The 15,060-nt window shown below is 43.3% G+C and carries 8 protein-coding genes and 1 pseudogene; 7 read left to right on the forward strand and 2 right to left on the reverse strand.

Annotated features, from left to right (window positions below; all coding sequences use genetic code 11):
* The first annotated feature begins 67 nt into the window (after positions 1 to 67).
* The 5 genes from EJP82_RS11510 to EJP82_RS11530 all read left to right on the forward strand — a co-directional run bounded on the left by EJP82_RS11510 (position 68) and on the right by EJP82_RS11530 (position 9,727).
* Positions 68 to 1,168, forward strand: coding sequence for an ArsR/SmtB family transcription factor (locus EJP82_RS11510; protein ID WP_127192209.1), 1,101 nt, complete (start codon positions 68 to 70; stop codon positions 1,166 to 1,168).
* Position 1,169: 1 nt separating this feature from the next.
* Complete coding sequence (locus tag EJP82_RS11515) at positions 1,170 to 2,972, forward strand: ABC transporter ATP-binding protein (protein ID WP_170220173.1); 1,803 nt, start codon at positions 1,170 to 1,172, stop codon at positions 2,970 to 2,972.
* Positions 2,969 to 4,822, forward strand: a complete 1,854-nt coding sequence (locus EJP82_RS11520; protein ID WP_127192211.1) for an ABC transporter ATP-binding protein — start codon at positions 2,969 to 2,971, stop codon at positions 4,820 to 4,822. The genes EJP82_RS11515 and EJP82_RS11520 overlap by 4 nt, the downstream gene beginning before the upstream one ends.
* 231 nt (positions 4,823 to 5,053) lie before the next feature.
* On the forward strand, positions 5,054 to 6,613 hold the full coding sequence (locus EJP82_RS11525; protein ID WP_127192212.1) for a response regulator transcription factor: 1,560 nt from the start codon (positions 5,054 to 5,056) through the stop codon (positions 6,611 to 6,613).
* 273 nt (positions 6,614 to 6,886) lie between these two features.
* Entirely contained in the window at positions 6,887 to 9,727 is a 2,841-nt protein-coding gene (locus tag EJP82_RS11530; protein WP_127192213.1) for a glycoside hydrolase family 3 protein, read from the forward strand.
* On the opposite strand, the gene EJP82_RS11535 is transcribed toward EJP82_RS11530, so the two are convergent.
* Complete coding sequence (locus EJP82_RS11535) at positions 9,700 to 10,611, reverse strand: AraC family transcriptional regulator (protein ID WP_127192214.1); 912 nt, start codon at positions 10,609 to 10,611, stop codon at positions 9,700 to 9,702. The genes EJP82_RS11530 and EJP82_RS11535 overlap by 28 nt on opposite strands.
* 136 nt (positions 10,612 to 10,747) lie before the next feature.
* Here EJP82_RS11535 and yicI point away from each other — a divergent pair.
* Positions 10,748 to 12,967: pseudogene (gene yicI / locus EJP82_RS11540) on the forward strand (alpha-xylosidase); the annotation flags it as partial.
* 16 nt (positions 12,968 to 12,983) lie between these two features.
* Here yicI and EJP82_RS28835 read toward each other — a convergent pair.
* The gene (locus tag EJP82_RS28835) at positions 12,984 to 13,064 is read right to left on the reverse strand and encodes a hypothetical protein (RefSeq protein WP_425464338.1); all 81 of its coding nucleotides are present in this window, start codon (positions 13,062 to 13,064) and stop codon (positions 12,984 to 12,986) included.
* A 186-nt stretch (positions 13,065 to 13,250) separates the two neighbouring features.
* On the opposite strand from EJP82_RS28835, the gene EJP82_RS11545 reads away from it, so the two are divergent.
* Entirely contained in the window at positions 13,251 to 15,011 is a 1,761-nt protein-coding gene (locus EJP82_RS11545; RefSeq protein WP_127192333.1) for a sensor histidine kinase, read from the forward strand.
* Positions 15,012 to 15,060: the final 49 nt, after the last annotated feature.

Genomic DNA, 15,060 nt, shown 5'->3' on the forward strand with positions numbered 1-15,060 from the left:
GTAATTATTGAATGTTGAGAAACTACACTAATATATAGTGATAACTTAATGAGGAAGGTGAGATAAGATGAAAGACATGCTAACTAAAAACATCACATTTGCCTACAATGAAGCGATGGAACTGATTATAGCCATGGGGATGGTTGCATGTGAAGAGCAAATGGAAGAGGTAGCCAATGAATATAAGTTCGAAATGGACCCACTCGCGTTAGAATTCCATAATGAAGCCCGGGAGCGGCTATCCCCTCATACACTCAGAGAGCTAGAGTTCTTCTTCAAGTATAACTTTCTACACAAAGCCTTAGATTTTGGATTCTATACATCTATATGTAATTGTCCAAAGATCCAATCTGCCGAAGAGTGGATATCGAAACTGGATCAAACTCCAGCAGAGGACATTATGTTCGGAATGGTATACGGTGTGTATCATGACAAGATGGATGAGCTGCTGCAGGGACGGAATTGGGACTATTGGGCGGAAGTGAAAAGCGATATACCGGCACTAATTGAGTTGGTGAAAGTTACAGAACCACAGCCGGAAGTTGCTGGAGCAATTGGACCACTTCTAGAATGTCTCAATCATCCACCGGAAGCCAAGCTGCGATATATGCAATTGATCCGTCAGTTTTATAAGGATGCATATAAGCCTTGGGCGAAACGGATTAAAGAGCTATCGGAAGCATCTGTGCTTCATTATGGCGACTCTTTTATGGTCGATCCAGAGCAATTTATCCGCGAAACGAATAAAAGTGAGCCAGCTATCTATGATATACCAACAACGTTTCATATTAGTTTTTTGTCACAAATAAATAATCATTTTATCTACTCAGAAGGCGGTACATATGCTTGGGTTCTTTTTGGTATTCATAATGACCGTGTATTTGGACCTGCTGCCGATCGTGAGAAGGTAGAGTTATTCTTTAAAGCCCTCTCCGATAAAAGACGAATGGATTTTGTCTCATTACTACGGGAACGACCATGTTATGGAGCTGAACTCGCCGCTGAACTTGGTATTACGCCCGCGGCAGTAAACTATCATGCTAACTTCCTATTCTTTCTGGATCTCTTAGAAATGAAGCGTTCGGATCATCGGATGTATTACCATTTGAAAACAGATCGATTGAGGGAGCTTCTGGCATTGACGTCCAAGGTTCTGCTGGATGAATAAGATGGAGAACCATAAGAAGAATAACCCTACCGCATCTGAAACTTTGAAACAATTAATTAGTTTAGGAAAGCCCTACTGGGGACGTTACTTCATTCTTTGTATTATTGTCGCTGTTCTGTCTCTGACTAGTGTTGCATTAGCAGAATCCTTGCGCCGGATCATTAATGCGACGGTGGATGGAAATATGTCGGGTCTCGTCTCTGGTGGTATTTTTGCCGTCGCAGTGGTTGTTGTTGAAGGAGCCGGTAATTTCGCCAAAACGTATCTATCAGGTATGTTGGAATTTAAATCTGTAGCTAAGCTACAGGCCTCTGTATTATCGAAGCTAATGAAGGTCCAAATGGAGGACGTAGAGCAGTATCACTCTGCGGATCTGATTAGCCGTATCAATGATTCAGCCCCAGCGGCACAAACAGGCATTAACGAGAAAACGATAGATATGTTCGGAAATATTTTGAAGATGGTCTTTATGCTTACGTATTTATTGTCCCTTCAGTACATGTTAACTTTGGGAACCATACTTATTTGCGCCTTGATTCCTTTGATTATGGTCCCATTTACTCGTAAACTTCGAGCTATGCATGAGGCGAGACAACAAGTAGCAACTGAGCAGCAAACATTCATTCAAGATGCTATCCAGGGAGCAGAAGTCGTTCGTTCATTTTCGTTGGCAACGAAACTTAAGGAGCAATTTTTGAACCGAGCCAAGGATCACCTGCGGATTCATTTACGAGTCACAAGGCTCGAAGCGGTGGGATATAACTTGCCCTTTGCCGTGATTCTCGGTGGTTTGTTATATGTTCTATCATTTGGTGGTTATCTCGTAATTAAAGGAAATCTTGATGTAGGGGCAGTCGCTGCCTTTCTCATTAGCTTCGAACAAATTTCTCAACCTGTAGCTCGGCTTTCCAGTCTGTGGACTGAATTGCAATCGTCTATGGCACAGAGCAATCGCTTATTTAACATTCTTGATTTGGAGGAGGAAGGGAAGGGCATAACGCCACAAAGTCAGGATTATAATCCTGTATTTTCTGATGGGTTTCCTTCTATCATCTTTGAGCAAGTAGGCTTCCGTTATGGGGAAGGAGCGAATGTTTTGAAAGGGCTCTCTTTTGAGATTGCGCGGGGAAAAGTTACGGCATTTGCAGGTCCAAGTGGTAGCGGTAAGAGCACGATTCTAAATCTCCTTATGTCTACATATCAACCCAATGAAGGAATGATATATTGCGGAGATACATCGCTCCGGGACATTCATCCTAAGGATTGGCGTAAAGGGATTGCTTATGTATCACAAGATCCTTATTTGTTCACGGGTACGCTGTTTGAGAATATTGCTTGGGGCAGATCAGGTGCAACACGAGAAGATGTTATGAGTGCTGCGCGCGCTGCGGGAATTCATGATTTCATCATGACGACACCGCAACACTATGAGACGCATATTGGTGAACGCGGACTTACCCTGTCTGGTGGTGAGCGACAACGAATGTCCATCGCAAGAGCATTTGTACGTGAGCCGAGCTTATTGATCTTGGATGAACCAACAGCTGCGCTCGATAGTCATAATGAAGAACTCGTCCAACAAGCACTTAAAGAGCTTATGCATGAAAGGACGACCGTGGTTGTAGCCCATCGTTTGTCGACGATTCGGGATGCTGACCTCATCTATTATCTAGAAGATGGAGCAGTCGTGGAGTCTGGGACGCACAATGAACTCATGACATTGGAAGGGAAATATACGGATATGGTCTCTAAAAGTATGGATAAAGGTACTCTCCATTCTCAGAGAGAAGAGGTAGGGGCATGAATACTAGTAATTCTAATCGTCTCTCTTTTGGACATATACTACGAAGATTATTACAATTTGTACGTCCGTATCGGATCGGTTTCATTGTCGCCATGCTGCTTCTGATTGCCAAATTAGTTATGGATGTAGGATTCGCTACGGTTCAGCAATTATTTGTTGATACCATTACTAGTGCAGATATGAGTGCTCTACTGCGGTTGACTATGATTTGCGGTATTGCATGTTTACTCATTTTGGTTTGCCTTATGCTACAACATTACTTCCGGTTTGTGGTCCATTTCCGAATGATCTGGGAGCTTCGAGCCAATTTATTTGATAAAAGTAATCGACTGCCTTTTCGTACCCTTCAGTCCATGCATTCGGGAGACTTATCTTCTCGAAATAATAAGGATGCGGAAAAGGCCATGAGCATGCTTGAGAGTGTTGTATTTGATCTCGCGTACAATATTCTGTTGTGTCTTGTCTCGTTTTTGTATTTGGCTCGCATGGACGTATGGATCGCACTTCTGGCGTTGGGATCAGGTCCAGTCGTGTTTCTCTCAGGTCGTTTCTTCGATCGTAGACTACGGGTATTGTCGGTGGATATTCTTACAAAGGAAGGAGAGCTTAGAGGATTATTGCAGGAAATATTGCAGGGAATGAAGGTTGTTCGAGCGTTTGGTTTGGAAGGGCCGCTACTTGAACGCTATGTAGAGCGTCGTGAGCAGTTAAATATCCTGCAGCGTAGAAGGACGATCTTATCTGGACTTTTATGGCAGTCGTCTGCCTTTGTTAATAGTACAGTCATGGTAGCTTGTGCCGCTTTGATCTCTTATTCTGCGTTACAAGGAAATACAACATCTGGAGGTGTATTGGCCTTCGTCATATTAATGGGGCGTGTGCAGTGGCCTTTTGTACACATGTCGCAGACTTGGGGCGGTGTACAGGATGCCTTAGGAGCAGCGGATCGTGTGTTTGCTGTTCTGGATATGCCAAGTGAGAACGATGCAAGAACAGTAGAGAAGACGACTCCACGTGAGATGACAGAGAAAGACCATTCAAAGGTAACACAGAAGTGCTCAAGTATGCCTTCGCGGGATCAAACTGCACTGAGCATACAGAATGTCTACTTTAAACACCGTTCAGTTGATGGGGGAGAATCTCTGCTCTTTAAAGGAATTAACCTACATATTGAACCTGGTGAGACGGTCGCTTTAGTTGGGCCGAGTGGTTCAGGGAAATCGACATTAGTACGGCTATGCTGTGGCTTGTATGAACCGGATGAGGGGAGTGTATCACTTTTCGGTTCATCTCTTCATGAGCAATTAGAGGAGACTCGTGCGCTTACGACTTATGTTCCGCAGAACCCCTACTTATTCTCTGGTACGATTCGTGATAATATTGCTTTTAGTTCTGATGGGGCCTCGGAGGAGGATATTAGGGAAGTAGCCCGGCTTGCCGGAGCTGAGGAATTCATATCCAAGCTACCAGAGGGCTATAATACCATACTTGGTGAACATGGATCGACCCTGTCCGGTGGACAACGGCAACGTTTGGCAATTGCTCGTGCTTTCTTGCGACAAGCACCGCTGCTGCTCCTTGATGAAGCAACGTCTGCTTTAGATAACGAATCAGAAGAACTTGTGCAACAGTCGCTGGATTTACTCATGCAGGGACGGACGACACTAGTGATTGCGCATAGGTTATCTACGGTAAGGAATGCATCACGAATTATTGTATTAGATCAGGGAGAAATTGTTGAAGAAGGTACTCATGAAGCATTAATGGTACAAGAGGGAATGTATGCGAAATTGTATAGTTTACAGTTTCAAGAAAATACAGGTGAAGAAGAAGTTGAATTCGTCAGTTAGTACCACTAGCAACATAATCAATATATACGGGGTACCCTCCTTTTAAGGAAGGTAGCCCGCCTATTTGTGTCAGGCAATACATCAAAATAGTGCAACAAATGAACAGAATAATGGTTGTTAGATCATAGTGATGAGGTATAATTATAATGAAAACGCTTTATTGTCGGAGGGCAGAGTAGTTTTGTTCGCTAGAAAGTAGCCTTATATTTTTTCCGGCAGGAGGAATAACCAATGATAAAAGTGCTGATTGTAGATGATGAACCGAAGTTAAGAGAAGGTCTACGGTCTTTTATAGACTGGGAATCTCTTGGTTATACCGTGGTAGATACGGCGGCGAATGGTAACGAGGCTTTGGTTAAATTCGAACAGTATAAACCAGATCTGGTCCTAGCAGATATTCGTATGCCAGGAATGAACGGATTGCAACTGATCCAGAAATTACGCGAGATCGACACCGATTTACACATATTAATATTGAGTGGTTACGCTGATTTTGATTATGCGAAACAGGCTATTACGCATCGAGCGGACGGCTATCTGTTAAAACCGGTGGATGAAGATGAACTAATCAGCTACTTGAACAAAATTAAAACGGAAATTCAGAGTGAGCAAGTCAATGAACAGTGGCGTAATGTCACCAAAGTCTGGACCCGTGAGGCGCTGATTCTATCTGTATTGAGTGAACCCAAGGCTGAGGACGAGGATGCCACCGTTCTTAGCAAGAAGGCCGAAGAACTGGGGTTGTTGTGGAAACATTATCAGGTGTTATTGATCTCGGTTCAATCCCAGGATGAAACGGATACGAAAACTCTAACTATGCTTAAAAGAAGATTAATGGAAGCCTTTGAGGATACCGGGCGCGGGTGGGTATTTTATATGCATTCTCAGATGGGGGTATTGCTAAAGGAGCCGCTGCTAAGTGTGGAAAGGGAGGCAATATATAAGGAGATAGAGTCCCTAGTGATTGATACAGGTGACTATTTTAGTGTTGCATTAGGACAGAAGGTGAGCACCTTTAATGAGATAGGACAATCGTATAGTGATGCTCGTGAGCTGATCAAACTTCACTTTTTTCTAGATAATGGAATGATACTCTGTGCTGACTCTCTATCTAGTGCAGAACATAATAATGAAGATTGTGTGGATATAAATGCTCATACATTTAGTGATCAGATTTATTACGCTCTGGACATCGGGAATCAAGAGGTTATGAAATCATTGGTTCATCGGGCGGGGCAGTTCTTGGTCTCCGAGGGATATAATGAAATGGAGATCAAACGGCGATTTGCAGAGATATTAACCTCTATTCATGGAAAAGTATTGAAGCAGTCTCCTGAACTTCAGAGCCGTAGTAAAGAATATGCTGATTATCTAACAGAAATTTATGGAGTTCGAACGATCCGATCGTTGTTTGAAAAAATTGATTTCTTTCTGCTACAGATGATGAATCATTTGCGAGAAGGGGGCAAACAGCGAGAAGTCAAGATTATGTTAGATCTCATCAATCGGAACTTTGGTGATAACCTTAAACTGGAGACACTGTCGAGTGTCCTGAATTATAACAGTGCATATTTAGGGAAATTATTTAAGAATGAGACAGGTGAATATTTCAATACTTATCTTGATAAAGTACGGATGGAGAAGGCCAAAGCACTATTGGAAGAGGGCTTCAAAGTCTACCAGGTTGCCGAAAAAGTAGGCTATACGAATGTGGATTACTTCCATAGTAAATTCAGAAAATATGTAGGAACTTCCCCTTCAGCCTATCGTAAAGAAGTAGCTAACGCCTAAAGATTAAGATTTAAGCGGGTGTCCCGAAGTCAGGAATTGGCTCGGGACGCCCTTTTTCTCTGTCTGGTCGGATAAGGTCTAACAACATTTCGTACACATAGCGTCCTACCACAACAATCACTTAACGTTTCTGCTTTATAATTTTCTATATTTTTATATGAAAACAGGACTAATTATGTGTGTAGGAAGGTCGGACTAGTAACGTTATGATAATCTTGGGTGAATTTTAATAGCGCTTTCAATTTTATAACTACACAGAGATGAGGTATTTATATGCAGGATACCAAGAACACTTTTCTTTATCAGAATCACAATCTTCCATTGGAAGATCGCGTGAATGATTTGATCTCCCAATTTACGCTAGACGAAAAAATTGAGCTTATGTGTCAATATCAGACGGAGATTCCACGGCTTGGTGTGAAAAAATATAAACATGGCACGGAAGGCGCACATGGGATTGCTTGGCTCGGCGAAGCTACTGTTTTTCCTCAGAATACAGGACTCGCTTGTACTTGGAACCCAGAGCTCATGCACGAAATCGGCTCAGTGATCGGTGATGAAGCGCGGATTTATTTCGGGCGTGACCCAGCCATTAATGGATTAACTGTGTGGGCTCCAACTGTAGATATGGAACGTGATCCACGTTGGGGACGTACAGAGGAAGCATATGGAGAGGATCCTTATTTGACGGGGAGATTATCTACAGAACTCGTTAAGGGAATGCAAGGTGATCATCCTTTTTATTACAAAACAGTAGCCACGTTGAAACACTTTTACGGTAACAATAACGAAATTGACCGGGGGACTGCGTCCGTAAGTATTGATCCTCGGAACAAGTGGGAGTATTACTTAAAAGCATTTGAGCCTGCTTTCCGTGAGGGCGGGGCTGGCTCGATGATGACGGCGTATAACGGCATCAATGGAACACCATGCAACCTGAACAATGAAGTGAACGAGATTGTTAAGAGCCAATGGGGGATGGATGGTTTTGTGGTCGGCGATGCCGGTGATGTCCTCGGTACAGTCATGGATCATGGATATGTCCAGTCTTATGCTGAAGCGGTTGCTAGAACGGTTAAAGCAGGAATAGATAGTATTACAGATGATCAGGATATATCGTTTCGGGCGATTCGAGATGCGCTGGAGCAAGGCCTACTGGCAGAAAGCGATTTAGATCATGCGCTGCGAAATACTTTCCGTGTACGTTTCCGTCTTGGTGAATTTGACCCAGCTGAGGTTAATCCTTACAGTCATGTGCCAGAATCCAAACTGTGCGCACCTGAGCATGCAGAATTGTCATTAACTGCAGCGCGTGAAAGTGTAGTGTTACTGAAGAATAACGGTCTTTTACCGCTGCGAAAAGATGGTGGGACTATAGCTGTCATTGGACCGCTAGCAGATGAAGCATTCACGGATTGGTATAGTGGAACGCCTCCATATCGAGTTACTCCGCTACAGGGAGTGAAGGAGACGGTCGCCGGTAGCCTTGTTCATTACAAGAGTGGGTTAGATCGAATTGTCATTCGCTCTGTAACAACTGGGAAATATGTCGGTGTGGCAACCGGAGAGAAGGCAGCACTCGTGGCTGACCGCGATAACATTCAAGAAGCTGAAGTGTTCGAACGGACGGATTGGGGTTGGGGAAGTACTACGTTACGCTCACTCAATCTTGGTAAATTTATTACAGAGACAGATGAAGGTATTTTGACTGTAACGGCCCAAGATGCTCGGGGGTGGTTTGTCAAAGAGGTATTTAGTTTTGAAGATACTTCTACTGGGGATTCTTTCTACATGAAGTCATGGGAAGGTAAACGTCTTTCCTTGAATGATAAGCAAGAGTTTACCCTCCATGCTGGAGATGAATCTAGTGATACTGGTGAAAGCTTCTACATTGAAGTGGTTCAGGATGGGATCAAAGAAGCGGTGAACGCGGCCAAATCTGCGGAGACTGCTGTTGTGATTGTTGGTAATAATCCTTTCATTAATGGTAAAGAAACAATAGATCGCCCAGACATTACGCTACCTGCTTACCAGCAAGAATTAATTCAAGCTGTGTACAAAGCCAATCCGAACACCGTCGTTGTTATCGTTGGAAGTTACCCATTTGCCGTAAATTGGGAGAATGAACATATTCCATCTATTATATATACCTCACATGCAGGCCAAGAGTTAGGTCATGCCGTGGCAGATGTGTTATATGGCGACTATAACCCGGCTGGAAGATTAAACATGACCTGGTATTCCTCCGTATCCCAGCTTCCAGCTTTGATGGATTACGATATTATCGAGGGCAAACGGACCTATCAATATTTTGACGGAAAAGTATTATATCCATTCGGACATGGATTAAGCTATACCAACTTTGATTATAGCGGACTGTCTCTAAGTCGGTCTGAGGTAAAAGAAGATGAGTGTGTTAGGGTATCTGTGATTGTACGAAATACGGGTGAAATGGATGGAGATGAAGTTGTACAGCTGTATGTGAGAGCAAATGCTTCACGAGTCAAGCGGCCATTAAAGACACTCAAGGGTTTCAAACGTATACACCTTCATGCTGGTGAAGAGGAAACCGTTGTATTCGAGTTGAAGACATCTGAACTCGCTATATGGGATGTAACCCGTGATCGATATTGCGTTGAGAGTGGGATCTATACTGTAATGATAGGTTGTTCCTCTGAGGATATTGCTGTGGTTGCTACAATCCCTGTCGCTGGAGAAGTTATTCCACCACGTTGTTTGGACGAAGCGGTTAGGGCTGTTAACTATGATAGTTATAGCCGTGTCTATATTGATGAATGCCGTGAGGGCGGGGAGAGTGTACGCACGGTGGATGGGAACGGGTGGATCTCATTCCATGATGTTGAATTCGGAAATGGGGCGTCCAAGTTCGAGGCCAGAGTATCAGGCCATATTCTTGGTGGGGAGATAGCTATCTCGCTAGATTCCGGTACTTCTGAAGAACAACAAATCATTGCAACTTGCCAAGTTCCACCAACAGGTGGCAGGCAAGCATGGACGACGGTATCCCTCCCTGTGGAGGGATTGCCGGGTCGCCGCAATTTACGCCTAACATTGAAAGGTGAGGTTCAAGTCAGCTGGTTCCGCATGGTATAAAGATAGTTTTTGCGGAATTCCGAAGGTGAAGAATTCATCGTTTTTCGGAATACACGGATGAAATAACTGATGTTATCGTATCCCACTTCAAGTGCAATATCGGATATTTTTTTGTCAGGCTGCCTGAGTAGTTCGACAGCCTGACGTATCCGATAGGAATTGATGTAATCCATCGGAGTTTGCCGAGTCATCGATTTAAAGAATCGACAGAATTGCCCTTCACTCATCGGAATAAGAGCAGCGAGCTCAGAGAGCCGAATGGGATTTTCATAATTTTGCTGAATATAGAGGATAACCGTCTTCAACCGGTCAATCTTGGAGGACTGAATCCGATTGTTTGAAATACGATTGCAGGAAATTTGATGACGCGTGATCTCGGATAACATCAAGTACAAATGACCTTTGATAGCGCCTTCATAACCTGGAGAAGCAGTACTGCAATTATTCATGATCGATGTGATGTGATTCAGAAGAGATATTTCACATTCAGCTTCACTCTGAATGAGCCGAGGAAAGGTCGATTTTCGCTCTTGAAGCGGAAGTACTAGATTATCTTGCACTGCATCGTAATGCGCACTCGCTAGAAAATTGACATCAAATACGAGTGAAAAAAACGAACAACCTGTCTTTCCGAGGGCATGAGCGGCATGGATATCCCCTCCATCGATAAATACGGCTTGTCCAGCGCGTACAGGGAAATAGTCTGTGTCGACTTGAAATAGTGTCTCTCCTTCAATACAGTAGAAAAACTCAGCTTCGTCATGCCAATGACAGTCAATTACATGCTCTCCAGGTCCATATTGGAACCAGTATTTTCCGAATGGGAGATGTTCATCCCCATGACTACGGCTTTCTTTTAAAGAGCGACGCAGAGCTTGATCCATGTTCTTCACCTCATCAATATAGTGTTATAAAAACATCTAATTATGTAAGTTTGTTAATAATGTAATCAGTATAATGCAAGTATAAAACGTATTAGTTATTATCACAACATGAGAAAAATGAAAGGTGGTTTTTAATATGAAATTTACTGACGGCAACTGGTTGGTTCGTGATGAGTATACGCTTCTAAGTGCGGTTCAACCCCATGACTTTACTATTCAGAATAATACTTTGACAGCTTATGTATCCGGTGCACCTCTTCACGGGCGGGCAGATACAATCAATGGTACACTGCTTACCGTTCAATTTCATTCCCCGCAACCAGGTGTCATTGGCGTGAAACTGATTCATTTCGCAGGTGTGCTTGAGCATGGACCAGCTTTTGAGTTGGCACATGGTGAAGGTGGCGAACATGTCGAAATTACTGAGAATGACGAGTATGCTGAGCTTAAAAGTGGAAACTTAAGTGTCCGTGTTTCTAAAGGCACTCATTGGTCAGTAGATTTCTTCCGTGGAACAGAACGACTTACGGGCAGCGGATTTAAATCGATGGCGCATGTTACGGAAACAGGCGGCAACATTTATATGCGTGAGGAATTGGATCTAAGTGTGGGTGAGTTGGTATATGGGCTTGGGGAGCGCTTCACTTCCTTTGTCAAAAATGGCCAAATCGTAGATATCTGGAACAAAGACGGTGGCACTAGCTCCGAGCAATCTTATAAGAATATTCCCTTCTATATAACTAATAAAGGTTACGGAGTATTTGTGAATGATCCAGGTGCGGTATCCTATGAAGTAGCATCTGAGAAGGTCAAGAAGGTGCAATTCAGCGTTCCAGGTGAATCAATAGAATATTTCATTATTGATGGACCAGAGCCAAAAGATGTCTTAAATAAATATACCAATCTTACAGGTAAACCATCACTTCCTCCAGCTTGGACTTTTGGTCTGTGGCTGTCGACTTCATTTACAACGAATTATGATGAAGCTACGGTAAATTCATTCGTAGATGGAATGGCGGAGAGAGATCTGCCATTACATGTATTCCATTTCGACTGTTTCTGGATGCGTGAGTTCCAGTGGACAGACTTTAAATGGGATGAGAAGGTATTCCCAGATCCAGTTGGTATGTTGTCGCGGCTTAAGGAGAGAGGCCTCAAGATTTGTGTATGGATCAATCCTTATATCGCTCAACGCTCCCGTATGTTTGAAGAGGGGAAACGTCATGGCTATTTCGTAAAAAAGGCTAATGGTGACGTATGGCAATGGAACATGTGGCAACCGGGCATGGCGCTTGTAGATTTCACTAATCCTGCTGCATGTGAATGGTTTGGAAGCTATCTCAGAGATCTGGTAGATATGGGTGTTGATAGTTTCAAGACTGACTTTGGTGAAAGAATCCCAACGGATGTTGTTTACCATGACGGCTCGGATCCGGTGAAAATGCATAACTATTACACGTATCTGTACAATAAGGTTGTCTTTGAAGTGCTAGAAGAAAAGCTAGGAAAGCATGAAGCAGCATTGTTCGCCCGTTCTGCTACAGTTGGTGGGCAGAAATTCCCCGTTCACTGGGGTGGAGATTGCTATGCCGATTATGAATCGATGGCGGAGAGCCTAAGAGGCGGATTATCCCTAGGTTTAACAGGTTTTGGATTCTGGAGCCATGATATTGGTGGCTTTGAGAATACTGCACCAGCACATGTATTTAAACGCTGGCTTGCGTTTGGATTGCTATCAAGCCATAGCCGACTACATGGGAGTACTTCTTATCGTGTACCTTGGGCTTATGATGACGAAGCGGTTGATGTAACAAGAATGTTTACGAAACTCAAATGTAGTCTAATGCCATACCTCTATGATACAGCTGTTCAAGCAACAGAGCAGGGTATCCCAACCATGCGCGCGATGCTGTTAGAATTCCCTAATGATCCTGCAGTAGAAACATTGGATCGGCAGTATATGCTAGGTGACTCCATACTCGTTGCTCCAGTATTTAGCGAAAGAGGAGATGTAACCTACTTCTTACCGGAAGGACAATGGACGCACCTATTGTCTGGCAAGACAGTAGAAGGCGGAACATGGCGTAAAGAGAACTATGATTTCTTGAGTTTGCCATTGTTCGTTCGTGAGAACTCTATTCTTGCTATAGGGGCGAATGATGTCCGTCCGGATTATGATTTTGCAGACCATGTGGAATTGAAATTGTTCCAGCTTCAAGATGGTGCAACCGTTTCTCGTAAGGTTCGAAATGTAAAAGGAGAAACGGAGCTAGAGGTTACTGCCGTACGTAATGGCTCCCAAGTAACTCTACATGCTGCAGGAGTAGGTAAACCGTTCAACGTTTCACTTCATGGTGATGAGGCAATTGCTTCTATTCAAGGTGCGAACCTCTCGGATCAAGGCGTGGTCGAAGTTGCTGCTTTCTCAGAAAAAGTTGAGCTTCAGATAACATTGAAATAATTGTCGTTGCCCTGTCAAGACAAGTAATCTAATATACTACTATACCGTGTCAAACGGTGTCGAAATATCCCCTCTGTTTAGGAAAGGGGATATTTTCGTATTTTTAGATAAATGTGGTGCGGTATAGTGGAAAGGTTAGAGATACGGGGGAGGCTTCAAAGTGATAAAACGATTTATTATGAAAACGAACAATCTTAAGCTGAAGCATAAACTGATCATCAGTTATATTATTGTAGTGATGATTCCGGTGATGATTGTGGGTGGCGGGGTAGTGAGTTATTTTCGTGACCAGGCTATGAACCGCGCCATTGATCAGACAAAGAATAACGTAGAGAAAATCAAAACTCAGCTTGGAAATATGCTGCGTATCCCGATGGATGTCTCGAATACCTTAATGCTCGATAAGGATCTGGAGAGGATGGTTACCACACGGTATGAGAGTGTTCTAGAACTGACAAAGGCATATTTGGAATATGATGAGTTTCCGCGTTTTAAACGCACTTATAGGGAAATCGCCGGAGTCCGATTTTATTATGACAATTCGACCTTGATTAATAATCTTGAGCTTGTCCCCATAGATGATAAAACGAAAGAAACGGCCTGGTACCAGCAAGCGATGAAAACGAAAAGCGTGAGTTGGGCTTATATCAATGATGATGAAGTCATTCCTATACAAAAGCTCAGTCTGGTGAGACAATTGCCGTTTCCCGCCCGTCGAACAAGTGGAATTTTAATCGTATCGCTAGAACAAGAAGAGCTCAACAGGATGCTGCGGCAGGAACCGTTTGAAACTTTGATTGCCGATGAACGAGGGTATGTAGTGGCTGCAAAAAATCCTGCATTCGTAGGCAAGACGCTCGAAACGCTTGACTATGAAGTTGATTTAAGCCAACAGGAGAAAGGAAGCCATAAGGTAAAAATTAACGGAGAACATTCATATATGATCGTGGATGAACTTGTTCCTGAATCTAGTATAAACGGTTTGAAAATTGTTTCGGTTTTCAGTACGAATGATATTGTCAAAGATGCTAATCGGGTGAGCTTGATCGGACTCTTCATTATTTTACTTGTACTTTTAGTCGCTTTAGTTTTTGTATATATAGTCTCTTTCCTAACAAGCAACCGGCTACTTCGTTTGAGCAGGCATTTGAACCGGCTGGCACTTGGGGATCTGAATGTAGTATCCAGGATCGACGGTAACGATGAGATCGGGCAATTATCTCGGCAGTTCAACTATATGGTCGAGAGTATCCGGACGTTAATGAATCAAGTTGTGGAGAAAACTGAACAGAATACGGCACTGGAGTTGGCCCAGCGTGAAATTAAACTGAAGATGATGGCCAGTCAGATCAATCCGCATTTTTTATTTAATGCTTTGGAGTCAATCCGGATGAATGCCCATATAAAAGGTGAGCAGGAGATTGCGAATATCGTCCGGTTGCTCGGACAATTAATGCGCAAAAATCTGGAAGTCGGCAGGGAGAGGACACCGTTAAAAGAAGAGATGGAAATGGTGCGATCCTATCTGAAGATTCAGAATTTTCGTTACGAGGACCGATTGCATTATGAACTGAACATCGATCCAGGATCAGATACTATTCTGATTCCCCCATTGATTATCCAACCTTTGGCTGAAAATGCAGTGGTTCATGGGGTTGAAGATAAAGAGCATGGGGTGAAAGTGGAAATAGATATTCAGAATAAGGGAGAAGTCGTGCAAGTCAGGGTGCGGGATAACGGAATGGGTATGTCACCTGAACGGCTTGCTGAGGTAATACATTCGGTTTCAACCCCGGATGAACTGGAGAACAATCGGATTGGGTTGCGAAATGTCCATCAAAGACTCGTCCTGTCCTACGGAGAGGAACATGGCTTGAATATCACCAGTGAATATGGGAAAGGGACGGAAATTTTGTTTACGATTCCGATCAATGTCTAATTATTATATGGTTTTTTCTAGAATCTATTGGGTATTTCAAATCCCCTCT

The sequence above is a fragment of the Paenibacillus anaericanus genome, assembly GCF_003994475.1.
Taxonomy (GTDB): domain Bacteria; phylum Bacillota; class Bacilli; order Paenibacillales; family Paenibacillaceae; genus Fontibacillus; species Fontibacillus anaericanus.